At 50.3% G+C, this 24,018-nt stretch carries 24 protein-coding genes; 11 read left to right on the top strand and 13 right to left on the bottom strand.

Annotated elements, in window-relative coordinates; all coding sequences use genetic code 11:
- Positions 1 to 5: 5 nt before the first annotated feature.
- Positions 6 to 1,037: a methylmalonyl Co-A mutase-associated GTPase MeaB gene (gene meaB / locus QUE61_RS04480; RefSeq protein ID WP_286308026.1), complete on the bottom strand. Its 1,032-nt coding sequence runs from the start codon at positions 1,035 to 1,037 to the stop codon at positions 6 to 8.
- A 9-nt stretch (positions 1,038 to 1,046) separates the two neighbouring features.
- The gene (gene scpA / locus QUE61_RS04475) at positions 1,047 to 3,224 is read right to left on the bottom strand and encodes a methylmalonyl-CoA mutase (RefSeq protein WP_286308025.1); all 2,178 of its coding nucleotides are present in this window, start codon (positions 3,222 to 3,224) and stop codon (positions 1,047 to 1,049) included.
- A 152-nt stretch (positions 3,225 to 3,376) separates the two neighbouring features.
- Between scpA and QUE61_RS04470 the strand changes: the two genes are divergently transcribed.
- The gene (locus QUE61_RS04470; protein ID WP_286308023.1) at positions 3,377 to 4,015 is read left to right on the top strand and encodes a GntR family transcriptional regulator; all 639 of its coding nucleotides are present in this window, start codon (positions 3,377 to 3,379) and stop codon (positions 4,013 to 4,015) included.
- A gap of 46 nt (positions 4,016 to 4,061) precedes the next feature.
- Here the strand turns inward: QUE61_RS04470 and QUE61_RS04465 are convergent, their stop codons facing one another.
- Entirely contained in the window at positions 4,062 to 4,403 is a 342-nt protein-coding gene (locus QUE61_RS04465) for a c-type cytochrome (protein WP_286308268.1), read from the bottom strand.
- Positions 4,404 to 4,420: 17 nt separating this feature from the next.
- On the bottom strand, positions 4,421 to 4,735 hold the full coding sequence (locus QUE61_RS04460) for a c-type cytochrome (protein ID WP_458574729.1): 315 nt from the start codon (positions 4,733 to 4,735) through the stop codon (positions 4,421 to 4,423).
- A 195-nt stretch (positions 4,736 to 4,930) separates the two neighbouring features.
- On the opposite strand from QUE61_RS04460, the gene QUE61_RS04455 reads away from it, so the two are divergent.
- On the top strand, positions 4,931 to 5,386 hold the full coding sequence (locus QUE61_RS04455) for a RidA family protein (RefSeq protein WP_286308018.1): 456 nt from the start codon (positions 4,931 to 4,933) through the stop codon (positions 5,384 to 5,386).
- Here the strand turns inward: QUE61_RS04455 and QUE61_RS04450 are convergent.
- Positions 5,383 to 8,886, bottom strand: a complete 3,504-nt coding sequence (locus QUE61_RS04450; protein ID WP_286308265.1) for a UvrD-helicase domain-containing protein — start codon at positions 8,884 to 8,886, stop codon at positions 5,383 to 5,385. The genes QUE61_RS04455 and QUE61_RS04450 overlap by 4 nt on opposite strands.
- 5 nt (positions 8,887 to 8,891) lie before the next feature.
- On the bottom strand, positions 8,892 to 11,744 hold the full coding sequence (locus QUE61_RS04445; protein WP_286308015.1) for a PD-(D/E)XK nuclease family protein: 2,853 nt from the start codon (positions 11,742 to 11,744) through the stop codon (positions 8,892 to 8,894).
- A gap of 122 nt (positions 11,745 to 11,866) precedes the next feature.
- Between QUE61_RS04445 and trxA the strand changes: the two genes are divergently transcribed.
- From trxA to QUE61_RS04420, 5 genes are all read left to right on the top strand, one after another.
- The gene (gene trxA, locus QUE61_RS04440; protein WP_215372305.1) at positions 11,867 to 12,193 is read left to right on the top strand and encodes a thioredoxin TrxA; all 327 of its coding nucleotides are present in this window, start codon (positions 11,867 to 11,869) and stop codon (positions 12,191 to 12,193) included.
- 274 nt (positions 12,194 to 12,467) lie between these two features.
- On the top strand, positions 12,468 to 13,730 hold the full coding sequence (gene rho / locus QUE61_RS04435) for a transcription termination factor Rho (protein ID WP_108508340.1): 1,263 nt from the start codon (positions 12,468 to 12,470) through the stop codon (positions 13,728 to 13,730).
- Positions 13,731 to 13,850: 120 nt separating this feature from the next.
- Positions 13,851 to 14,213, top strand: coding sequence for a type B 50S ribosomal protein L31 (locus QUE61_RS04430; protein ID WP_108508339.1), 363 nt, complete (start codon positions 13,851 to 13,853; stop codon positions 14,211 to 14,213).
- A gap of 99 nt (positions 14,214 to 14,312) precedes the next feature.
- Complete coding sequence (locus QUE61_RS04425) at positions 14,313 to 16,031, top strand: ArnT family glycosyltransferase (protein WP_286308011.1); 1,719 nt, start codon at positions 14,313 to 14,315, stop codon at positions 16,029 to 16,031.
- An 8-nt stretch (positions 16,032 to 16,039) separates the two neighbouring features.
- Positions 16,040 to 17,431, top strand: coding sequence for an MATE family efflux transporter (locus QUE61_RS04420; protein ID WP_286308010.1), 1,392 nt, complete (start codon positions 16,040 to 16,042; stop codon positions 17,429 to 17,431).
- Between the two features lie 2 nt (positions 17,432 to 17,433).
- On the opposite strand, the gene QUE61_RS04415 is transcribed toward QUE61_RS04420, so the two are convergent.
- Positions 17,434 to 17,763: a winged helix DNA-binding protein gene (locus QUE61_RS04415; RefSeq protein WP_286308009.1), complete on the bottom strand. Its 330-nt coding sequence runs from the start codon at positions 17,761 to 17,763 to the stop codon at positions 17,434 to 17,436.
- Between the two features lie 185 nt (positions 17,764 to 17,948).
- Here QUE61_RS04415 and QUE61_RS04410 point away from each other — a divergent pair, with 185 nt between their 5' ends.
- Positions 17,949 to 18,164 carry a hypothetical protein gene (locus tag QUE61_RS04410; RefSeq protein ID WP_286308008.1) on the top strand — a complete coding sequence of 72 codons (216 nt, stop codon included), beginning with the start codon at positions 17,949 to 17,951 and terminating at the stop codon, positions 18,162 to 18,164.
- A gap of 12 nt (positions 18,165 to 18,176) precedes the next feature.
- Here the strand turns inward: QUE61_RS04410 and QUE61_RS04405 are convergent, their stop codons facing one another.
- From QUE61_RS04405 to QUE61_RS04390, 4 genes are read right to left on the bottom strand one after another with little or no spacing between them, the layout of a single operon-like run.
- On the bottom strand, positions 18,177 to 18,641 hold the full coding sequence (locus QUE61_RS04405) for a glycine zipper family protein (RefSeq protein ID WP_286308007.1): 465 nt from the start codon (positions 18,639 to 18,641) through the stop codon (positions 18,177 to 18,179).
- Between the two features lie 59 nt (positions 18,642 to 18,700).
- Positions 18,701 to 19,666 carry a Bug family tripartite tricarboxylate transporter substrate binding protein gene (locus QUE61_RS04400; RefSeq protein ID WP_286308006.1) on the bottom strand — a complete coding sequence of 322 codons (966 nt, stop codon included), beginning with the start codon at positions 19,664 to 19,666 and terminating at the stop codon, positions 18,701 to 18,703.
- A 6-nt stretch (positions 19,667 to 19,672) separates the two neighbouring features.
- The gene (locus QUE61_RS04395; RefSeq protein ID WP_286308005.1) at positions 19,673 to 20,236 is read right to left on the bottom strand and encodes a disulfide bond formation protein B; all 564 of its coding nucleotides are present in this window, start codon (positions 20,234 to 20,236) and stop codon (positions 19,673 to 19,675) included.
- On the bottom strand, positions 20,233 to 20,391 hold the full coding sequence (locus tag QUE61_RS04390; protein ID WP_286308004.1) for a DUF5993 family protein: 159 nt from the start codon (positions 20,389 to 20,391) through the stop codon (positions 20,233 to 20,235). Before QUE61_RS04390 ends, QUE61_RS04395 begins: the two co-directional genes overlap by 4 nt.
- Positions 20,392 to 20,454: 63 nt before the next feature.
- Here QUE61_RS04390 and QUE61_RS04385 point away from each other — a divergent pair, with 63 nt between their 5' ends.
- The 3 genes from QUE61_RS04385 to QUE61_RS04375 are packed head-to-tail and all read left to right on the top strand — an operon-like array spanning position 20,455 to position 22,853.
- Entirely contained in the window at positions 20,455 to 21,678 is a 1,224-nt protein-coding gene (locus QUE61_RS04385; RefSeq protein ID WP_286308003.1) for a CaiB/BaiF CoA transferase family protein, read from the top strand.
- Complete coding sequence (locus QUE61_RS04380; protein ID WP_286308001.1) at positions 21,675 to 22,460, top strand: enoyl-CoA hydratase/isomerase family protein; 786 nt, start codon at positions 21,675 to 21,677, stop codon at positions 22,458 to 22,460. Before QUE61_RS04385 ends, QUE61_RS04380 begins: the two co-directional genes overlap by 4 nt.
- A 9-nt stretch (positions 22,461 to 22,469) precedes the next feature.
- Positions 22,470 to 22,853 carry a DUF2237 family protein gene (locus tag QUE61_RS04375; protein ID WP_108508329.1) on the top strand — a complete coding sequence of 128 codons (384 nt, stop codon included), beginning with the start codon at positions 22,470 to 22,472 and terminating at the stop codon, positions 22,851 to 22,853.
- A gap of 4 nt (positions 22,854 to 22,857) precedes the next feature.
- Here the strand turns inward: QUE61_RS04375 and QUE61_RS04370 are convergent, their stop codons facing one another.
- A complete protein-coding gene (locus QUE61_RS04370) occupies positions 22,858 to 23,550 on the bottom strand; it encodes a fumarylacetoacetate hydrolase family protein (protein WP_286307999.1) in 693 nt (230 codons plus the stop codon).
- Positions 23,551 to 23,558: 8 nt separating this feature from the next.
- On the bottom strand, positions 23,559 to 24,011 hold the full coding sequence (locus tag QUE61_RS04365) for a cupin domain-containing protein (protein ID WP_286307997.1): 453 nt from the start codon (positions 24,009 to 24,011) through the stop codon (positions 23,559 to 23,561).
- Positions 24,012 to 24,018: the final 7 nt, after the last annotated feature.

Below are 24,018 nucleotides of genomic sequence, written 5' to 3'. Positions count from 1 at the left end.
AACTCCTATTGAATATCGGGTGTTTGCATCGCGTCGAGCAAGCGACGCGCTGCCACAGAGGGTGCGATCGTGCCCGCATTCACGGCGGCACTGAGTTCGGGTAATAACTGCTGTACGCCGGGATGGTTCTTAAAATTACTTTTGAGCGCGCTATCGATGCGCTCCCACATCCAAGCCGTGGCTTGCTGACGACGGCGCGCCTGCAGATGACCATTCTTCGTTTCGAGGGACCGAAAGCGTGTGATCTCATCCCATAACTGCGCTACGCCCTGATTGAGTAAAGCGCTCATTTGCATCACCACGGGATGCCATTGCTCCGCATGATGAGCGGCGTGGTCTGGGTTCCCCTGAAATCCCATTAAGCGCAAGGAGCTGGTAATAAATGCTTGGGCACGGGTTGCCGCATTGGGATCGAGATCGGCTTTATTGATCACGATGAGATCGGCGATCTCCATCACCCCCTTTTTAATCGCTTGCAGATCGTCGCCGGCATTGGGGAGTTGTAACAACATGAAGAGATCGGTCATGCCAGCCACCGCAATCTCGCTTTGCCCTACCCCAACGGTCTCCACGATCACCACGTCATGACCCGCAGCTTCCGCTAAGAGCATCACCTCACGAGTGCGCTCAGCAACACCACCTAAGGTTCCAGAGGATGGGCTTGGACGAATAAAGGCATTCTCATTGACGGAGAGAAGTTCCATGCGGGTCTTATCCCCCAAGATCGATCCGCCGGACAAACTTGAGGATGGATCAATCGCAAGAACAGCGACCCGATGGCCTTTTGAAATTAAGTAAAGACCTAAGTTCTCGATGAGGGTGGATTTACCTACCCCAGGCACTCCTGAGATTCCAAGACGAAAGGATTGCCCGGTATGCGGCAAGATCGTGTTGAGTAATTGATCGGCGCGAGTGCGATGATCGAGTCGCGTTGACTCCAACAAAGTAATGGCTTTGGCCAGAGCTCGGCGTTGCTCCGCACAGGGCTTGCCGAGCAAGGCTGCCACTAACTGCTCATCGCTTGGGGCATTGGGCATAAAGAGGACTTAACGCAGGTTATTCCGAATTTGCTCGAGTACGTCTTTCGCGGACGCGGGGATCGGCGTACCGGGTCCATAGATGCCCTTGACACCCGCCTCATATAGAAACTCGTAATCCTGACGTGGAATGACACCACCCACAAACACAATGATGTCATCGGCACCTTGTTTTTTGAGTTCCGCCACAATTGCTGGGACTAAGGTTTTATGACCCGCTGCTAAGGTAGAAATACCCAACGCATGCACATCGTTTTCAATCGCTTGGCGCGCGCACTCTTCAGGCGTTTGGAACAAAGGTCCCATATCGACATCAAAGCCCAGATCGGCATAAGCAGTGGCTACCACTTTGGCACCCCGATCATGCCCATCCTGGCCAAGCTTCGCGATCATGACCCGCGGACGGCGTCCATGTTCTTTGGCAAACTCAGCGATCTCCACTTTGAGTTTTTCCCATCCTTCGGCTGAATCGTATGCAGCTGCGTACACTCCGGTCACCTTTTGTGTATCGGCACGGTGGCGCCCATAGACTTTCTCCAAAGCATCCGACACCTCGCCCACCGTTGCGCGTAAACGAATTGCTTTGATCGCTAAATCCAATAAATTACCTGTGTTGTTCTCGGCTGCTGTTGTCAGATCCGCCAAGGCTTGATCGACCTGCGCTTGATTGCGTTTGGCCTTGATGTCCTTTAAGCGAGCGATTTGGTTATTGCGAACCATATCGTTATCGATGACTAAGACATCAACTAAGCTCTCCTCGTGCAGTTTGTATTTATTGACACCGACAATCACATCCGACCCAGAGTCGATCTTGGCTTGCTTTTGGGCAGCAGCTGCTTCGATCTTTAACTTAGCCCAACCACTTTCCACAGCTTTGGTCATGCCACCCATCTGATCGACTTCCAGAATAATTTCCCAGGCGGCATCGGCCATCTCTTGGGTGAGTCTCTCCATCATGAACGATCCTGCCCAAGGATCAACCACGCTCGTGATGTGGGTCTCTTCTTGCAAAATTAATTGGGTATTGCGCGCAATTCGGGAGGACATCTCCGAGGGCAAGGCAATTGCCTCATCAAATGAGTTGGTGTGCAGCGATTGCGTACCGCCAAAGACCGCAGCCATGGCTTCGATGGTAGTACGCACCACATTGTTATAGGGATCTTGCTCGGTGAGCGACCAGCCAGAGGTTTGGCAGTGGGTGCGCAACATAGATGACTTTGGATTCTTGGGATTGAACTCTTTCATGATGCGCCACCACAGCATTCGTGCTGCGCGCAATTTGGCGACCTCGAGATAGAAGTTCATACCAATGGCAAAGAAGAACGAGAGACGCCCAGCAAACTCATCTACATCGAGACCCTTGGCCAAAGCAGTCTTGACGTACTCCTTGCCATCAGCCAGTGTGAATGCCAGCTCGAGGGCTTGATTCGCTCCAGCTTCTTGCATGTGATAACCCGAGATCGAGATCGAGTTGAACTTGGGCATATTCTTTGCGGTGTACTCAATGATGTCACCGACGATACGCATCGAGGGTCCGGGTGGGTAGATATAGGTATTACGCACCATGAACTCTTTGAGAATGTCATTCTGAATCGTGCCGCTCAATTGCTCTTGCTTCACACCTTGCTCTTCACCCGCCACGATATAACCTGCCAAGACCGGTAAAACCGCGCCGTTCATGGTCATCGATACGGAGACTTTGTCCAAGGGGATGCCATCAAACAGGATCTTCATGTCTTCTACTGAGTCGATCGCGACCCCTGCTTTACCCACATCACCCACCACTCGCGGGTGATCCGAGTCGTAGCCCCGGTGGGTTGCCAGGTCAAATGCCACCGAGACCCCTTGGCCACCGCCCTCGAGGGCTTTGCGATAGAAGCGATTGGACTCTTCGGCCGTTGAGAATCCCGCGTATTGACGAATCGTCCATGGGCGCACTGCGTACATCGTCGCTTGTGGCCCACGCAGATAAGGTTCAAATCCGGGAAGCGAGTTCACATAAGGCAAGCCATGAAGATCATGTTGGGTATAGAGCGCCTTGAGGTGAATTCCGTCGGGGGTATCCCAGCCTAAGGCGTCCGGGTTGCCGTTGGGCGCTGATTTACTCGCTGCCTTTTGCCATTGCTCAAGAGATTGATCTGCTGCAGTTGGCCACTGCCCGCTGGGTTGTGATGCGTTCTTCGTCATAAGCGCCCCATATGTGCATGAATGTGCATTGATATTTTTATTATTTTCCTTGACTTTTATGGTTTTGTCCATAGAATTGGATACATAATTATAAATTCATAAATGTATTTTAATGAATTGAAATCATGAATAAACAATGACTTACAGAGATCATGAGTAAATTACTTTCAACTCGCCCACTCTATGAAGAGGTGGCAGATCAGCTGCGTAGCCGCATATTTGCTCATGAACTAGCCCCTGGCGCTTGGATCGATGAACAAAGCCTTGCCAAAGAGTTTGGGATTAGCCGCACCCCCATGCGCGAGGCCATTAAGGTATTGGCTGCTGAGGGCCTCATCACCATGAAACTGCGCCGTGGCGCTTATGTCACCGAAGTCAATCGTGGCGATCTGGAGCAAATTTTTACGGTTCTCTCCTTACTTGAGGGAGAAGCCGCCAAAGAAGCTGCTACCAAAGCAAAAGAAAGTGATCTCAATGCCTTAGATGATCTGCACCTACGCCTTGAGAAGGCGGCGGCTGATCGCAACCTCGATTTATTCTTCGAGATCAATGTGCGCTTTCATGAGCGCATTATCTCGATTGCCGCAAATCCCTGGATGACCAGCGTGATTGATGATCTACGTAAGGTTCTAAAACTACAACGCAAGGACTCTTTATCACGCTCAGGGCGTCTGCAGCAGTCCTTAAGTGAACACCGTGAGATCTTAAAAGCGCTCCTCAAGCGCGATCCAATAGCTGCCAAAGAGGCGATGCGCACTCACCTCGCCCATGGTTTGGAAGCTGCTAAATAAAAAGCCTCCAGGTTTTAAGTGGAGGCCTTTGCGATCAAACGATGATCTATTTTTTTACGATGAGATCGCTCGATAGAGATGCGATATAAGCAGCCATATCTTTTAAGTCTTTGTCGCTATATTGCTTCACTTGCGATTGCATGACGGCATTGTTGCGACCCACTAAAGAATTACCATCCGCTTGGTAGGACTTCAGTGCGTAATACAGATAATCTTCGTATTGACCGGCAATTTTTGGATAGGCTGGAGCAACTGGGGCTTTAAGGCCAGCGCCATGGCAGGCTGCGCAATTGTTTTTCTCAACCAGTTCTTTACCCTTGGCAACATTACCAGCGTGAGCAAACCCAATCGAGGCACTTAACAAGGATAGGATCAGAGCGGATTTCATCATGTTCTCGATTCCAATTACTTTAAGGGGTTACGGGGAGAGGTTGGCGTTTGTGTCGAGTAGTAGGCGGCCAAGTCAGCCATATCTTGATCGTTCAAGCTTCCGGCAATCGCGCGCATGGTTGGATGCTTGCGCTCACCCGATTTGTAAGCTTTTAGCGAGGCAACAATATAGTCCGCATTCTGACCACCAAGCTTGGGAACTCGGTAGACCTGAGGCCAATCGGCACGGTAGTCATTGATGGCATGGCAACCCACGCAGATCCAAACTTTGGCTTCGCCTGCTTTCGCAGAACCTTTAACCTCTTGAGCATGGGCAGTGATTGAAAACATTCCGGCGAATACCGCGGCGCCGAGGAAAGTAACGATAGCTTTATTCATATGCGTGATCGTGTTGCAAAATGGTTGATATTTTGTAGGCTGAAGTATAGCGGACAGCGAATATTGTCAGGTAATTTTGTCATATCCCTATACTCTAAGCGTTTGTCGGATGATTTCGTATTGAACCCCGTTCCTTGAAGGATTTTCATGAGTGTGATTTCTCAAAAACTGAGCGACCTAGGAATTACCCTAGTGAGTCCTGGTGCACCAGCAGCCGCCTACGTCATGGCGGTAACCACCGGTCATCAGGTATTTTTATCGGGCCATATTGCCAAACGGGATGGCAAGCCATGGGTTGGCAAATTGGGTTTTGATATGGATACCGCCACTGGTCAGATGGCGGCACGCAGCATCGCGATTGATTTACTCTCAACCCTAAATGCTCACCTCGGTTCGCTCGATCGAGTGCGTCGGGTGGTGAAGGTCATGGGTCTCGTCAACTCCACCCCCGAGTTCACCGAGCAGCATTTGGTCATGAATGGCTGTTCCGAACTTATCGTCGAGGTATTTGGTGAGCTTGGTAAACATGCCCGCAGCGCCTTTGGGGTCGCACAAATCCCCTTGGGGGCTTGTGTCGAAATTGAAATGATCGTCGAGATCTAAGCTAGCAAATCAGTACTGTGACCCTGCCCGTCAATCAGCAGACTACGCACCCTTTTGCCTGGAAATAGTCGTCGCACGGCTTGACAATAGCGCTCGAGCTGAATCTGATATTGAGAATAAAGAGGGTCGGTTTTTTCGGGGATGCTGAGTTTGTAATCCAAGACCACAAGCTCGTTTTCAAACTCAACCAAGCGATCAATCCGCAAGCACCGCTCTTCATAGACAATATCAAGCTCATTCCAAGCATTGCAATAGATTTTGGGGTCAAAGAATGAAAGTAACTCGGGGCTGTTAGAAACGGAGTGGGCGCGTTCGATCGTTCGCTGGGCGCCGGCTTCATCCATGCCCATTCGCTTTACAAGCAACTGAGCATCAGGAATGGCTTGCACCACTCGGTATTGGGCAGACGTGACCCGTTCAAGGAGTGCATGAAACCATTCGCCCTCTTGCATGCGCCGCTGCTCATCCACACTGTATGTCTTGGGTCCGGGTGCTGGGTTTGGTTGACCTTGCCAGGTCAATACCAAATCAGGGTATTCAAATGGTGCGTCACTGTGTGGTGATTGGGGTTGGCTTGAATCAAGGGAGTCACCCTGCACCTCGTCAAGATCGGTAAAGACTGGAACTTGGCCTTCGCAAGCGCGCTCATACCAACTGTCAGGCACTAAACCACTCTGCTCGCGATTGCGGGTGCTTTCCACCCCACTTAACCAAAGTCCCTGCTTGGCGCGGGTGAGTGCTACATAGAAAAGGTTCCAGTTCTCATGCAAGGCAATATCTTTCTCTTGTGCCAGTAAATCTTCACGCGCTTTAGATAGGCTGAGCTTGGTGAACATCGACAGATGATCTGGCGCTTGCCGATCGGGGTCCCAATCGAGCAATATCCCACGACCTGGGTTGGTGATCGCTGTATGGTTGCAATCCAGAATAATCACAAATGGAGCCTCGAGTCCTTTTGCGCCATGAATAGTCATTAAGCGGATGCGTTGTTGACGGTGCGTGATTGAGTGGCTGTCTAGATCAAAATCCCCGTCCTCCAGCTGATCGCTCTCATCCTCCAAGGGAACCTCACCGCGCATCTCACCCTCATCGGGTGTCTCATCTTGATCACCACGCCGCATCTGCTTGAGTTGAGTGATAAATCGTCCTAAGCTGGGGTAACGCCCACCATCGAGATTGAGGGCGAGCTCCAGAAAAGCATCTAAATTGGCTAAGACCTGGTCCCGGTCACCTGCTTGGCACGCGCTGGCGTATTTGCAGCGAATATCGCCCGAGAAATACACGTGATCAAGGAGATCATGCACTGGCAAGTGTTTCGCCAACTCCATCCAGGCTATGAGTTGCTTAGCAATACCTAAAAAGACCTCGGCATAGGGATGATCATCGGCATGCGTTAGTGCTTCCCACCAATTGCGATAACCGCGATTACTTTGCACCAACTCAGAAAGTGTTTGCATCTGCCCTTCACTCAGACCATACAAGGGGCTACGCAAGACCTGCGCCAGCGCAAGATCATGATTGGGATTACTCAGAATGGTCAGTAAGGCGATCAGGTCATCGACCTCAAGGGTCTCGAGTAAGCCGCCCAAGCGGGGACTCTCAAAGAGAAGATTGGCATGCCGCAATGCTTCCTCATACTCAGGTAGGTATTGACGACGTTTGACGAGAACTAAGAAATCACCCAGACGCGCTGGTCGCCACACTTTATGACGCTGCTGATGATTGCTTGGGTCAATCATTTCATCAAGCACCAAACGAGTTCGTAGTACCTCGTGGATTAACTGCGCTAGACGCTGTCCTTCCAACAGCCGTTGCTGTTTGGCGCCCGTATCGCGGGTATCAGTGAATGGCATGACCAAGGCGTTCTCGCGGGCAATGGTCTGTGGCTCATCAATGATCGGGATTAATGGCAGACGATAAGCCTCGCCTTGGGCGAAATTTGAATGGCTGGGTATATCGGGAGCGGTCCAGAGAGTTGCCTGTACCTGAAATGGATAGGTGCTGGGGACTCGATTGGTCGTGAAGATGCAGTTCACTGCCGCCACAATCACGGGTGCATTGCGCCGTGTGGTGTTCTGTTGTTCAAGGTGAGCCTGATCGTGTGCTTGCAAGAAGCGGGTTGCCGCTCCAAATAAACGGGGGTCGGCACGACGAAAGCGATAAATGGATTGCTTGGGGTCTCCGACAATAAATACCTTAGGCTTATCTTGATCATCACCGTAGGCTGCAAGCCAGGCGCGCAGAATTTGCCACTGCAAAGGATTGGTATCCTGAAACTCATCAATCAGTATATGGCGATAGCGTGCATCCAGACGTGCTTGCCAATACGCTGCCACACGTGGATCCGAAATTAGTTGTGCCACACCAAGTTCTAGATCATCAAAGTCGCGGACTCGCATGCGCTCTTTGGTGCGCTCAATATGTTTGAGCATGGCTGCACCGATGGCAAACCAGGCTTGATTAAGTGCAAGCGCCTGCTGCTGCGCTTGCCATTCAATCCACTGCTCACATGCCATCGCCCAGGATTGCCGAGTGGCAATGAATCGATTGGGATCCTGGTTCTGCGCCTCCAAATACGATTGAATCGCTTTCGAGGCACTGTCGTTGTCCTTGCGATAGCTTGGGAGCTCATCACGCGTCATAAAAACGGGGATCAGTAAACCAATTGCTGTATCGAATTGTTTTTCCTTTAAGGCCTCAAGTGCTGCGCCCAACTCTGCAAGACCCTGCTGATCACGCACGCCGCCATGAGACAAGACCTCATACAACATGGAGAGCTCTTGCAACGCTGTACTCTCCTGGAGTTTGATGAGTAAGGGATTGGGTTGAGAAAGCGTGTTACAGCATCTGCGCAAGGCCTCGGTGATGGGTTCACCACGAGCTTCGCAGGCTTTCTTGAAAAATACCCACGCACCCTTTTGCTGCACTAGCCCATTGGCTCCCAATAAAAACTGATGGGCTTGTGCTGACCCCAGTTGCTCAATCAAATACTCATAATCTGGCAAAACTTCGGCAGGCATCGACGCCCACCAATCCTCTAAGCACTCCTGTTGTAAGCGTTTAGCGTCCTCGCGTAGAGTAAATCCGGACTGAGCCCCCATCGATACCGGCGCTCCAGCCAGCAAGCGTCCGAACCAGCCATGAAAGGTATCAATGGAAACGGTATGGGGATTCGATAACAGGCGATCATAGAGTGTACGTGCGGACTGAAGATGCGCTTGTGCTGTTTTGTGATCGAGTCCTCGCTCCACCAGCGCATGCATAAGCTCGGTGTCACTCATCGTGGTCCAGGATTGCAACAGTTGATACAGACGTTCACGCATTTCTTGCGCGGCCTTGCGTGTAAAGGTGAGGGCCAAGATGGATTGCGGCGACTCCCCGGCAAGCAAAATGCGGACTAAGCGTGCAACCAATAACCAGGTTTTCCCGCTACCAGCGCATGCGGAGACCACCACCGAGCGCTGTGGGTCACAGACGATTGCGATATTGAGTGTTTGCATGCTGCTCACCACATCCCTTTGCGGCAAATACCGCGTGCATCGCAATAACGACAGGTGCTCTCGGGTGCAAAGGCCTGCATGGTGCCTCCAGACCAAATGCTCCCCAGATCATTTTGCAACTGCGCATCAAGCTGCTCCATCGCAAGTGGGATCTCTGAGATGCCAACAGAACGTTGGTCTGCATTTTTTTTCTTGAGGTTCATCTTCAGAGAAACCCAATCCAATTGATCAAGCGGACCTTGTGGGGATAACGCTTTGGCATACAGCAGTAACTGGGGGTCATCCATGAGTTGCGTACCACGTTCCATCACCTTCTCACGGCTTTGATGCTTATAGTCCAGAATCCCCAGTGATGAGGTATTGGGCTTTATATCAATCCGGTCAGCGTACCCCTCAATCCGAATCTGATGGGATTGCCCATACTCGTCTGAGAAATTGAACTCAAAGCCAAGTTTGCGTTCGGCATCATGAAAGCGCCAACCCTGTGACTCCCGATCTAGCTGCCATTCCACAAAACTAGGGATTTGTTTTTGCCAATCGCGTAAATGCCCTAAGACCCGCTGATCACCCGCTAGCAATCGACTAAAGCCTCGTTCAGAAGCGCTCATCAGGTGCGTGATCATCCACGCTTTACGAAACTCCAAATCATCTTCGATCTGGGCATCGCGAGCCTCGGTACTTTTGAGTTCCTGGAAAAAATTACGCAGTATCTGGTGCAGGGTTTGACCAATCACCGATGCATCGAGCTCGTCATCAAGGTCCTTGCGTTTACGAAGACCCAAGAGACTCCGCACATAGTACTGGTAGGGGCAGGCCCGCAGTGCCCGATACGCGCTCGGGCTCATGCGCGTTGGCATGGGTAACCCATCGAGTCGGGTTGCGTGAGCCATGGTCATCGGCCTTCCTAAAGCAGATCGTGCAAAGCGATTGGACTCACGGGTTGCGAGTTGCGGTTGATGTTCTTGTAAGCGCACGATCCATGGAGATGCACGCAGGGGCTCACCACTAGCGCCCTCGCTTTGCCACAAAAGATCAATGTGGGCGTAGGAAGCAAAGAGTTGTGAAAGATCCCGCGCCTGTTGACGGTATTGCCGAGCAATATCACTGCCGCCCAGGGTCTGACTCAGACTCTCTGAGAAAAATAGTGGGGTCTCGCCATAACTCGGCAGTTGACGCTCATCGCAGCCAACCATCACCACGGCATCAAAGCGACGCAATCGGGTCGCACTCAGTGGCAAGATGGTCACGCGTGCAGAGGCATCACCTCCCTGCTCGCGGTACACCTCTTCCTCCATTCGGGTCTTTAAAAAGATAATCCATTCGGCTAGGGGCATACATAGTGTTGGAAGCTGACCCTGCTCTAAGCCGAGTTTGTCGAGCATCGCAAGCAACTGCAGGCCAGCGGCGTCTTGCTCGAATTGCTGACGCATTCCAAAGTGGGACAAATCATCATGCAGTTGTGCAAGGGCTTTTGCACACGGCAAATTTTGCATCTCACGATTCTGCCAAATACTTACCCGCTCTCGAATGGATTGCAGTAGACGATGCAAACGTGGATCAAACTCAGGGCTTGCTCCCGCCTCGATTGCCAAATAGAAGCTAACCCACGAAGCTCTTGCTTGCTTGAGCAATAACATGCTCTCAAGCTCACTGATTAGCAATGCAATCTCGTCCGGGCTGACGTTCAGTAATCCACTGATATCCAAAAATGGGTTTTTGAGGAACTCCAGTAAGGTAATGGCGCTTGGCCCCTGCGGTGGACAACGTAACAACTCAAGCCAGGCGTGGAGCGCTGCGGCTGCACGGGTGGTTGAGAGTTTCCAGCCCGTTTCGTCTTCGATGGATAAACCAGGACCAAGACGTGCCAATAGAGCACGAGTACGGCGAGCCAATAAACGGTCTTGTGCCACGAGAGCAATCTGAGTGTGCCCTGCATGAAGATGCCCTTCAATGCAATGCGTTGCCTCCCAAGCCAGGTCTTCAAACCGTTTTGCGCTCAGACAGGTGATCTGTTTTTGATTCAGCGCAGCCCGATTGATTTGCAGATGCTCATTGTGTGATGCATCGATCTCCATGGTCTCGGGCCAAAGGCCGACCTCAGTCCAATCTATGACAAATCGGTGCACGGGGATGAACGCCTCACAATGATCAAGAAACGTCTGATGAGCGCGTGCTTGCGCGTCATTCTCTTCAATGGTCTCAATCCAGATGATTGGTCGGCGCGTCTCTGGGTTGATTTGCCATTGCTGCAGATGCGACGCCAGTGCGAGATGCTGCGTGATGATGGGATCACGCACGGAGCTGAGATAACGCCAGAATGCCAAAAGAACTGCAGACTCTTTGCTTACAAGCTCTTGAGCCAAGCGTGGATAGGCGTCGGCAATGGCTTGGCTTAGCTTGATTTGTACATGCTCGATCCCTTGTTCGAGCCCTAAATGATCCATGTTCCAAGCTAATTGCGGCATGACACTTTGCGATAGAAGATCACAAGCGCTGACAATCGCATTGGCCAAGCTCCAGGCACCCCCTTCCCCGTCAGCAGCAAACCAGGCACGTAGATTGGAGTTGGTCTCAATCGAAGCGTAGGTTTGCAAAACCCGTTCCGTATTTGACTGTGGCTGCGGTAGACGCAATCCATCCGGAGCCAGTGCGAGCCAATCAGCCAAGCTATGTACCTCGGGTAATAGCAAGGTATTTGAGGAACGAGTGTTCTCCAACGCCAAGCGCAAACTAAGATTGGGTCCAGCTGTGGGCAAAATCACCAAGGGGCGCGCATCGCTTGCCGCTGCAATTGCCCAAACTTGCAAAGCGATTTGCGTTAACGCATCTTGGTTCGGAGTGATCGAATACGTTTGCATAACACCGGGTTCACTGAAGGCTTGGGCAAGGTTTTGGCATGAATCGTGGCTTATTGATAATATAGGGTTTGGAGTGACCGTTTGATGAGTTATTCCATCCACTTAAACCATAAGGAATTTTCATGAGTGCCGGCATTAAACACGTTAGTGATGCATCGTTTGAACAAGATGTTCTCAAGTCTGACAAACCCGTTCTCCTCGACTTTTGGGCCGAGTGGTGTGGTCCTTGCAAGATGATTGGGCCCATTTTGGAAGAACTCTCAACTGAATACGGTGATCGCATCCAAATTGCCAAGATGAACGTGGACGAGAACCAAGGGGTTCCAGCCCAGTTCAATATTCGGGGGATTCCAACGCTTATTTTGTTTAAAAATGGCACGGTCGCAGCTCAAAAAGTGGGTGCGCTCGCCAAATCCCAACTCACGGCATTCATCGATAGCAATCTGTAATTGAATTCGTTTTAGTATGGCTGGAGTCAGGCTCACGATTCAAGCTAGACCCAGCCCAGCGATGATGGGTAACAAAAATTACGGGTTTTGCCAATTTTTAGTGTAGTATCTAGTTTCAATAACGGTCTTACTTAGGCCCTCCCCCAACTTAATCCCAATTTCAAACGACTAATTCACCGTAACGTTTTTCTCCGTTGATCGTTTTTCACGCCTAATCGGCACCCTCCACGTTCATCTTATTTTTTCTTTTCTAGTTTTATCCTAAGCACACATCATGCAATTAACCGAACTCAAAGTACTCCACGTCTCCCAACTCCTCGAAATGGCAGCAAGCCTCGAGATTGAAAATACGCAACGGATGCGCAAACAAGAACTGATGTTTGCCATTCTGAAGAAGCGGGCCAAGGCCGGCGAGCAAGTCTTTGGCGATGGCGTCTTAGAGGTATTGCCCGATGGCTTTGGATTCTTGCGCTCCCCCGAGTCGTCTTATATGGCATCTCCCGATGATATTTACATCTCCCCTGCGCAGATCCGTCGTTTTAACTTGCACACTGGTGACAGCATTGAAGGCGAAGTGCGCACCCCTAAAGAGGGTGAGCGTTACTTTGCTTTAGTGAAGGTTGACAAGATCAATGGCATGGCGCCTGAGGATCTTAAAAATCGCATCATGTTTGAGAACCTCACGCCGCTTCACCCCAATCGCAATATCGCACTCGAGCGCGATATCAAGGCTGAAGAGAATCTCACCGGTCGCATTATCGATATGATCTCGCCAATTGGTTTTGGTCAGCGTGGCCTGATCGTGGCATCTCCCAAGTCTGGTAAGACCGTGATGATGCAGCATGTGGCTCATGCGATCTCTCAAAATTATCCGGATGCGATCTTGATTGTTCTACTCGTCGATGAGCGTCCTGAAGAAGTAACTGAGATGCAGCGCTCGGTCCGTGGCGAGGTCGTTGCCTCCACCTTTGATGAGCCAGCCGTTCGTCACGTTCAGGTTGCTGAAATGGTGATTGAGAAAGCCAAGCGTCTGGTGGAAATGAAAAAAGACGTCATTATTTTGTTGGACTCCATTACTCGTCTAGCCCGCGCGTACAACACGGTAGTTCCCTCCTCAGGCAAAGTGCTCTCCGGTGGTGTTGACGCCAACGCCTTACAACGCCCTAAGCGTTTCTTTGGTGCCGCTCGTAATATCGAAGAAGGTGGATCGCTCACGATTTTGGCCACTGCACTGATTGAAACCGGTAGCCGTATGGACGATTTGATCTATGAAGAGTTCAAGGGCACTGGCAATATGGAAGTTCATTTAGAGCGTCGCTTAGCCGAGCGCCGTGTCTACCCCGCTATTAACCTCAATAAGTCAGGTACCCGTCGCGAGGAACTCCTTGTCAAGCCCGAAAACCTCCAGAAAATCTGGGTCTTACGTAAGCTTCTGGCCGATATGGATGAGATTGAGGCCATGAACTTCATCGTTGACAAGCTCAAGTCCACCAAGAATAACGCTGAGTTCTTTGAGCTCATGCGCCGAGGCGGCTAGCCATTGGAGCTTAAGCATTGATTTTGTGGCATAATCTTACTTTTGCTGCATTAAACCCTGGGCAAGTATTGTGGGATCACGCGTGACGCACAACGGCTACCCGTACCAAGGATATTGATTATGAAACAAGGCATTCACCCCGATTATCGCGAAGTTGTGTTCGTAGACGTTTCCAACAACTTCAGCTTCAAGACCCGGTCCACCATCATCACCAAAGAGACGATTAAGTGGGAAGACGGTCAAGAGTATCCCCTAGCAAAGATTGAGACCTCCTCAGAGTCCCATCCTTTCTTTACAGGCACCCAGAAAATTATTGACACCGCTGGTCGTGTTGAGAAGTTCCGTCAAAAGTTTGGTGGCAAAGCGGCTGCTAAGGCAACGGGTGATGGCGCTGCGAAGACTGCTGAGAAGCGTGCCGCTGCTGCAGAAGCTAAAAAAGCAGAGCCTGCTGCAAAGAAAGTGGCTAGCAAGAAAGCCAAGTAATCACCGCAGGTGGTTTGTATTACCGAAGGCAGCACACGCTGCCTTTGTTATTTCTGGGAATATGGATCAAGGTAGTATTCAGGGATACGATGAACTAGTATGGTCAAACTGACTGCCGCTGCCACAGCATCCATTCCTCGGATTGTGATCTTTGCCCTCACAATCGTCTACGGCTTGGCTGGACTCTTTGGTCGTGATCCCTGGAAAAATGAAGACTCGATTGGGTTTGGTGTGATGTGGCATCTGCATACCAGCTCTTGGCAGGATTGGCTAATCCCATCACTCTCTGGACGTGAGCAATCCATGGGGGCACCATTGCCCTACTGGTTGGGTGCAAGCTCGATGGATTTGTTTGGCTCATGGATTGGTGATAGTAATGCCGCGCGTCTTTACTCGGCACTGTGCTTCTTTGCGACCGCAATTGCCATTTGGTATGCCTGTTATTTATTGGGGCGTCGCAAAGAAGTGCAACCCATGAGTTTTGCACTGGGTGGCCAGCCCAATACCCGTGATTACGGGATGACCTTGGCCGATGGGGCGCTACTCATTTTCTTGGCATGCGTGGGTTTGGCCCAGCGCACCCACGAGACCACGCCGATGATGGCGCAACTCATGGGTTTATCGATTGTGATGTATGGCACAATCCGTGGCCTTGATAAACCCTGGCAAGGCGGCGCATGGACCGGTCTCGGATTAGTCATTCTGGGTCTCTCCAGTAATTGGGCGTTGACCGGATTGATTGCAATAGCAACCGCACTGGCTGTTTTCTTCTGTCAAGTGAAACTGCGGTTTCGGTGGACACTGAGTTCGCTGGTGATTGCCATTGTGGGGATTGGTATTTGGCCACTCTTATGGCAACTCTTTGCAGTCTCCCCTGCCGCACAAGAATCAGCTCTCCAAGCGTGGGCACAAACACCTCCAATGCATCGCTACATTGCTTGGAACTCCTTGCAATTTATGGGAGTGAACTTTTGGGCATACGCATGGCCGGTCTGGCCCCTGGCATTAGTGGCCCTCGTTCATTGGGTGCGTCATGAGGATACCGGTACGTGGCGTGCACCCCATTTATGCATTCCCTTGGGCTTACTGCTAGCTGGTCTTCTCTATGTATTGTTTCGGGTGGATGCCAATGAACATGATTTGATCATCCTCATCCCACCAATGGCCATCTTGGCTGCCTTTAGCCTTCCCATTTTGCGACGTAGCGTCATTAGTTTTATTGACTGGTTTGCAATGTTGAGCTTTACGATCATTGCGATCGCCATTTGGCTGATTTGGTTTGCAAAGACCACAGGCTTTCCTGCCAGCACTGCCGATAATGTGGCGCGTTATGTTCCGGGTTTTGAGGTTCAGTTTAGTTGGATCACACTCCTCATCGCGCTTGGCATTACCGGTCTTTGGCTTTGGGTCGTGCAGTGGCGTACCTCACGTGCTCCCAAGGTAATATGGCGTTGCTTAATTATTTCGGCATCGGGCACGACTCTCATGTGGGTATTGCTCATGACCTTATGGTTACCCACCATCAACTATGCCAAGACCTATCGTTTTGTCGCAGAGCGTCTTGTACAAGCTGCGCCAGCCAATGCTACTTGCATCGATACCAGCAATTTAGGGGCAGCACAATTAGCATCGTTTAGTTACTTCACGCGCTTACCACTAGCCGATAATCTTACCTGCCCTTATGTTCTAACCCACAATGCCAGTACAGCAACCGCATTCTCCGCGCTACATGACAAGAAGCTCAAACTGCTCTGGGAAGATCGACGCGCTGCCGATCGCGATGAGCGTTTGCGCTTATACGAAGTAATCCCTGAGTAAGACCACGCATGACATTTTTTCGGGTCTCGCGCTTACGAGAGGATGTTCCTGAACTCCTGAAATTAGCGGGTCCATTATTGGTGGGCCAGTTAGCAGTGATTGCCTTTGGTGTATTGGACACCGCCATGACGGCACGCTACTCGTCTGAGGATTTAGCAGCTCTGGCGATGGCCTCAGCAATCTACATCAGTATTTATGTTGGGCTCACAGGAGTCATTGCCGCTCTTACCCCCATTGCCGGGCAATTATTTGGAGCTAAACGGTATAGCGAGATCGGCGAAGAAGTTCGTCAAGCCGGTTGGCTTGCTGTTGGTTTAACCGTGGTGGGTACGCTAATCCTTTTAAATGCCGATCTCTTACTTGGAATCTCACAGGTTGAGCACGATCTAGAGAGCAAGGCACGCCTCTATTTGGAGATCTTGGCTCTTGGTTTACCGGCTAGTATGGGCATGCGAGTTTTGATGTCCTTTCATAATGCGGTCTCGAGGCCCGGCATTATTACGATTGTGCAATTAGTGGGCTTAGGTCTCAAGTTTCCGCTCAATGCCTTATTTATTTATGGTGGCTTTGGCATCGCCGCAATGGGCGGCCCAGGCTGCGCAGTCGCTACGGTAATCATTAACTGGCTATGGTTTTTTGCCACTCTCATCATTGTGCTATCGGGTCGATTTTATCAACCGTTTGAACTCTTTGCACAATTTAGTTGGCCCAACTGGCATCGGATCTGGACTCTTTTACGCTTAGGAGCGCCAATTGGCCTCAGTTACTTTATCGAGGTGACCTCGTTTACCTTCATGTCTCTGTTCATCGCGCGCTTTGGTACCACAACGCTTGCAGGCCATCAAATTGTTGCTAATCTGGGTACGGTAATTTATATGGTGCCGCTAGCACTTTCGATTGCAACCATGACCTTGGTCTCCCAGTCGATTGGCGCAGGTCGACAGCAACGCGCTGAAGAGATTGGTTGGTCGTCAGTGATCTTCACCAGTAGTCTATGCATTGTGATTGGACTATTTGTGTGGGTGTTTCGGTTCCATTTGCTTGATCTCTATGATCCGACACCGGATGTCAAATTATTGGCTGCACCGCTCTTTTTATTTATTTGCTTTTATCAATTAGTTGACTCAGTGCAAGTGGTTGCGGCATTTATCTTGCGCGCATATCGCATCTCGTTTTTGCCGATGTTGGTCTATGCAGGCTCACTGTGGTGTGTGGGTCTAGGAGGCGGCTACCTACTCGGCTTTAATGTATTGGGCAGTACACCCCAGATTTTGCAGGGGGTGAATGGGTTTTGGATTGCTAATAGCGTAAGCTTGGCCATTGCCGCCGCATTACTACTGTGGATTTTTAGAAAGACTGCAGCACACTATAAAAAGACTAACCCGCCAGTGACGGTGTAAGATCATTTTGTTTTGACTAATAGCATACCTAGCTCTTTGTAGAGCTTGATGGCTTTCTCCGTTGGAATTAATTTCTTAACGCGAGCATCCTTGGTGCAGGATATGTTCTCAATCAACTTCTTTTCAATCAAGGATTTGAGGGCAGCATGGGATGTTGCCGGCGAGGCAATCGACTTCATCTGAATCACATCTGACACAGTGAGCTTGTGTCCCTCATGAAACGCGCTAGCAATCATGCGTAAGATAATGCACTCGCGGTGAGTGACCTTGTACTTGGCATGTATTTTGTCCCGACTACTTGCGAACTCAAAGTAATTGGCTAAGACGTCCATAATCTTGTCCCCACAAGTAATCGTTGTAATGGAAGACTTTCTTTATTTCCTGGTCTCAGTTTAATCGCTTTCGAGCTAATTACTCAATAGCTTTAACCCCCCCCTGAGATTATTTGTCAAGAGGTGAGAGTCCGCATTCCCCATGATGTATATATTTTTTATAAAGTTATATAGTTTATAAATATATGCTTGATAAATTATTTCCACGCTCTGACCACTTTTCGATTAAAGCGATCGATCGCAACAATAAATTGGTAATTGTTGAGGATAAAGAATTAGGGTTAGAGATACAGCTCAGCTGGGGCAATAAAGAATTAAAAAGTGCCGAGATTGTGGGTCAGTATGAAGTGCGTTTTCTTTATAAAGACGGAAGCGAGCGCATTGTCCAGATTCTTAGTTGAGCAAACCACTAACTACTGAATCTTTTTAAATTCGCCAATGGGTTTAAATCCAGGCACTTGATTGCCCTTGGTGTACATGCACTGTTGATACGCGGTGTTATATTGGGTTTGAGCCTGCGATTCTTTACTGGCGGCGCCCATGGCTCCTACAGCAGCCCCACCAACCATGCCAATCGCTGCACCAGTTCCGACGTTAGTACTGCTTCCACCTTGATATAGGGCTCCGGCCGCGGCACCAATGGCTGCGCCCGTGGCAGCACTGATAGCTCCCTCTTTTAAGGCTGCAGTATTGCCATCCTTAACGGATTGGGCTGCGAATGCACGGCACTCCTCATCATCCTTTTTGAACTCCTCAAAGGATTTTCCCTCACGCGGCATGATGGTGATGGTTGGGCCAGTGGGTGCGGATACGCAGGCAGTGAGTACGGTGATACCAATACTACTAATGAGAATTGTTTTACAGGCCTGAAGTCGCATGAAGTGCTCCGGTTGATCTCTCTAACTATTTAACGCTTCTGGAGTGGGTTTGGTAGACATCATTCTGCCTTTGCGCCAGATTGTTTAACAATTTTGCGCCATTTATTGGATTCCAGTTGGATATAACGGGCTAGATCCTCTGGACTACCCGGGTTTGGCTCGAGTCCACCGCTCATCAATCGTGCTCTCACCTCTGGCTTAGCTAGGGTCTGCTGGGTCAATTGATTCAACCGCATCTGAGTATCGCGAGGTAATTTGGCTGGGCCCATCAGAGAGAACCAGGATATTGCCTCAAACCCTTTGAGCCCTTGCTCGTTGAGTGTTGGGATCTCCGGGGCGGATGGAGAACGCTTGAGTGTGGTGACTCCTAGCGCAACCACTTCATTGGCTTTAATTAAGGGTAATGCGGATGCTAAATTATCAAAGAGCATCGAGATGCGGCCACTCACGAGATCAGGCAAAGATTGCGCTCTGCCCTTATACGGAATATGCCGAATCTCTACACCTGCCATCTCCTTAAAGAGCTCCCCGGACATATGAATCGAGGTGCCCGTTCCCGATGATCCAAACGTCAGCTCATTCGGTTTTGTTTTGGCTAGAGCAATCAGTTCTTTGAGTGACTGCACCCCAAGTTGCTTACTCACAATTAGTACGTTTGGGGTGCTCGCCAAGAAACTAATTGGGGTGAAATCAGCCACAGGGTCATAGGAGAGCCTTTCATAAAGGGCGCCATTAATCGCATGAATCCCCACCGTACCAATTAGCAAGGTATAGCCATCGGGCGCACTCTTAGCGACCAGATCAGCTCCAATATTACCGCCATGACCAGGGCGATTCTCGACAACGATAGGAACGTTTAGGGATTTTTGCCAATCCTCTGCCAGAACCCTTGCCAGGGTATCGGGTGCGCCACCTGGGGGAAAGCTCACAACGATGCGAATGGTCTCGCGTGGCCAGACGCGTTCCGCTTGCGCCGACGCAAGCAGGCCAAATGCAAGTGTACAAATGAGAATGAATCGTTTCAAAGCAGATTACTTAGCAAGCCACTGACGCAGCTGCACAATACCGTCATAGTGCAAGGGGTTATCCGCACAAGCACCTAAACCACAAATTGATAAGGTCGAGATTACATTACCCACTAATAATAGGATGAACCACAAACAGATAAATTGAGCAAACCAATGACGGCTGCGAGTGCCCCGATCCGGAATGATTAACAGAATTGCGATCCCGATCAGCAAGGAGACAAATCCAACAAAAGCCCAAGTATAAAAATGCAGACGAAAGAAGGTATCACCATAACCCAGGTCATCTGGGGCAACATGCAAGAGCACTTGGCGCAAAGAAACTGATAAGCCTAAGATCGCAAACAGAATGGCAAATCCGTAGTGCGCGGGCTGCGCACCCGAACGGATATTGAGCAAGAACATCAGCCCAATTAAGGTAAAGCCCATGCGCTGCAAGATGCAAAGTGGGCATGGCAGATCATGATTGATGAACTGATCGAGGAACGCTAGTGTGAGCACCAAATTGATGACCATGAGGAGAACCATGTTCCCTAAGCCACTGAGCGATGGTAAGGTGAGCTTACTCATAAACTGACATTGAGTTTATCGGAGGCATGATGCAAGAACCATGCTACCGTGATCACGGCGCTAGTGAATGCGAGCAGCAATCCAAGCACGCGCTTCTCAAACCAAATGAAGATGGCGGCTAGCAATGCGATTGCAAAAGGTAGATACATGTACATGCTGTCCATTTTAATAGACGGATGTGCACAAACAGAAAATGGTTTTGTGTTTAGAATGCCATGATGAATTCTTCTGCACCCCAAACCAATCGCTCCTTACCGCTCGCCGGTGTTAAGGTTCTTGATGTTAGTCAAGTGATGGCGGGCCCCTACTGCTGCATGTTGCTCGCCGATATGGGTGCCGATGTCATCAAGGTCGAGCCGCCAGGTTCGGGTGACCAAACCCGGGGTGCCATGGGTTTCAAGATGAAAGGCCCCGATAGCATGGGCTTTTTGAACATGAATCGTAATAAACGCAGTATCGCGATTAATCTGAAATCCGATGCTGGCAAAGAGATTTTGTTTGAGTTGGCCAAAGATGCCGATATCCTGGTCGAGAACTACCGCCCTGGGGTCATGAAACGCCTTGGCGTTAGTTACGAGGTGATGCGCAAGATTAATCCGGCGCTCGTGTATGTCAGCATCTCGGGTTTTGGTCAAAGTGGTCCATGGGCAGAGCGTCCTGGTTTTGATTTAATGGCTCAGGCGATGTCAGGAGTAATGAGTGTGACCGGGCATGGCGATGGCAAACCCGTGAAAGCCGGTGTTCCGGTTGCCGATATTGGCTGCGCCCTCTTTGCGGTCTATGCCGCCCTGTCAGGGTATATTGGTGCCAAGAACACAGGTCAGGGTCAATACATTGACGCATCCTTGTTTGATTCAGCACTGGCGTTCTCGATTTGGGATACCTCCGAATACTGGGGCACCGGTCAACCACCCGTTGCGCTGGGCACAGCAAACCGTATGACTGCACCCTATCAGGCTGTGAAAGCAAAAGATGGTTACTTCGTAATGGGCGCCACCAATAACAAACTTTGGCAAAAACTCTGTGAGATCTTGGTTCGCCCGGATCTCTTACAAAACCCGGATTACCAAACCATCGCTGGTCGACTCGGTCATCGCGAAGCATTAATCGCTGAACTTGAGAAGTCTTTTGCTAACAGGGATGCAAGCGAGTGGATTGATCTCATGTTGGCCGAGGGGATTCCGGCTGGTCCCATCTTGGATTATCCGCAGGCATTTGAGAGCGAGCATGGCAAGCATCGACAAATGAAGATTGAGATCGATCATCCACTCGAGGGTAAAGTTCCGAACATTGGTTTTGCGGTCAAGATGCAAGGCACCCCGCAGCAAGTTCGGCGGCATCCACCGTTATTGGGTGAGCACACCCAAGAGGTTTTGGAGCAAGCTGGATTTACCTCGGCTCAAATTGAATCACTGCGCGCACAGGGTGCATTTGCTGCATGAGTGATGCAATGAACGCTCGGGTGTATTGCGAGATCAAGGACTCGATCGCGCATCTCTTTTTTGATCATCCCCAAGCGCGCAATGCGATGACGCAGGCGATGTATGAGCAATTACGCACGATTTGTTTAGAGCTTGCTCAAAATCCTTCCGTGCGCGTCGCCATCTTGCGAGGGATTGGTGGTAAGTCTTTTGTCTCGGGTAGTGATATTGCCCAGTTTCAATCCTTTCAGGGTGGTGCCGATGGGGTTCATTACGAAGGCATGATTGATCACTACTTAGGGCCCCTCCAACAACTACCCATGCCAACAATTGCAGTGGTCGACGGACTCGCGGTTGGTGGCGGCCTGGCGATTGCGGCCTTATGTGATTTTCGGCTAGCGACCCCAACTGCAAAATTTGGGGTTCCAATTGCGCGCACCCTTGGTAACACCCTCTCGCCAAGTAATATCGCTTGGCTAACCGCTCATCTCGGGGTTGCGATTGTCAAGCGCATGCTCTTACTTGCTGAGTTGGTTTCGGCACAAGAGCTTCTTGCACACGGGTTTGTCTACCAAACCGGTGAATCAGACGATCTTGATCGGATGAGTATGGATTTGGCCAAGCAATTAGCTGTCTTGGCACCAATCACTCAAAAGGCATCTAAACTCATCATGGCGCGCGTGATCGGACATGCATTACCAAATTGCGATGATTTAATTACCGAGGTGTACGGTAGCGCAGACTTCAAAGAGGGTGTGACGGCATTTTTAAGTGGTCGCCCCCCAAATTGGCAAGGGAAGTAAGGAGGTCAAATGCCCGAGATTGTGCGTAATGTGTTTGGTGAGCCACTCGTGCCTTGTTCGTTTGATCCACTCACTGGTTTCTTTCGGGATGGTTGTTGCAAGACCAATGACGAGGATGTTGGCTTGCATTTAGTGTGCGCAATCATGACCGATGAATTTCTGGAGTTTAGCCATCAGCGCGGCAATGATCTCATCACCCCCAGACCAGAATGGAACTTTCCGGGGCTTAAAGCGGGTGATCAATGGTGTTTGTGTATTACCCGCTGGCAAGAGGCTTTAGCCAATGGCTGTGCACCACTCCTTAAGCTTGAGAGTACCCACATCAATGCACTAGATCATGTGGATTTTGATACGCTCAAATTATTTGCGCTCGAGAATCAGTCAGAGCTCTAGAGCCTTACACAATTTTGGTATGGAGAACCGGTAGGCCTTCTACATGGCCTTCCAAGACATCGCCGCGTTGGACCGCAGCAACTCCTGCAGGGGTTCCTGAGAAGATCAAATCACCCGGCATTAGTGTAAAGAGCGTGGATAGGTAAGCAATGGTCTCTGGCACATTCCAGATCATCATGGCGAGATCACCGTCTTGCTTCACTTGACCGTTCACCGTCAGGTAAATACGGCCCCTGGATAAATGACCGCATTGGCTTACTGGCACCAAGGCCGAGCATGGCGCAGACTGATCAAATGCCTTTCCGGTATCCCAAGGACGTCCCATTTTTTTAGCTTCGCCTTGCAAATCTCGACGGGTCATGTCAAGCCCCAGACCGTAGCCCCACACATGATCTAAGGCTTGGTCTACTGTAATGTTAGATCCGCCCTTGCCTAAAGCAACCACCATTTCTAACTCGTGGTGGACATCTTTCGATAAGGCGGGATATGCCATCGCTTGTCCGTCGGTCACAATTGCTGTCGCGGGTTTCATGAAAAAGAATGGTGGCTCGCGGTCGGGGTCATGTCCCATCTCGCGAGCATGATCGGCGTAATTACGGCCAACGCAGTAGATGCGATTCACGGGGAAGCGCTTGCTATCTCCGACAACGGGTAAGGATGGAATAACTGGGGCTGGAATAACGAATGATGTGCTCATGAATCGTCCTAATCAGGTTTTATACAGTCTTCTGAAATCGCAAGGTCTGGATTTTTTTGTCCAAGATAAACAGCAATGATTCTAACGGACTGATTACCCAGGGGCTTACCGAAGTGGCACCAGTTGATGGCCTCCACAAACGATGTGCCGGATCGCACAATCTTTTTGCCCTTGCTACCGTAATCAAGCTCTAGGTCGCCGCTGGCGATATAGGCAAAGAGTGGTACGGCATGACGATGTAATGTGGTTTGCTGACCTGGGGGTATCTCAATCTCAAAGACCTGAATCTTGGGTGTTCCAGTGGGGTAACGAAAGTCTTGATCAATAATGGTCTTTGCGCTTTCCATCGGAATCGGTTTAACACGAATCGTGCCGGTGGATTTTGATGGTTCTTCGCCGGCCAATGCGCTAGTTTGGATTAATAGCGCAGTCGCGAGCAGAATGCTAATTCGATTAAGCATAGGCACA

This window comes from Polynucleobacter sp. HIN5 (assembly GCF_030297555.1).
Taxonomy (GTDB): Bacteria; Pseudomonadota; Gammaproteobacteria; order Burkholderiales; family Burkholderiaceae; genus Polynucleobacter.
This window is presented reverse-complemented; position numbering and strand designations above follow the sequence as displayed.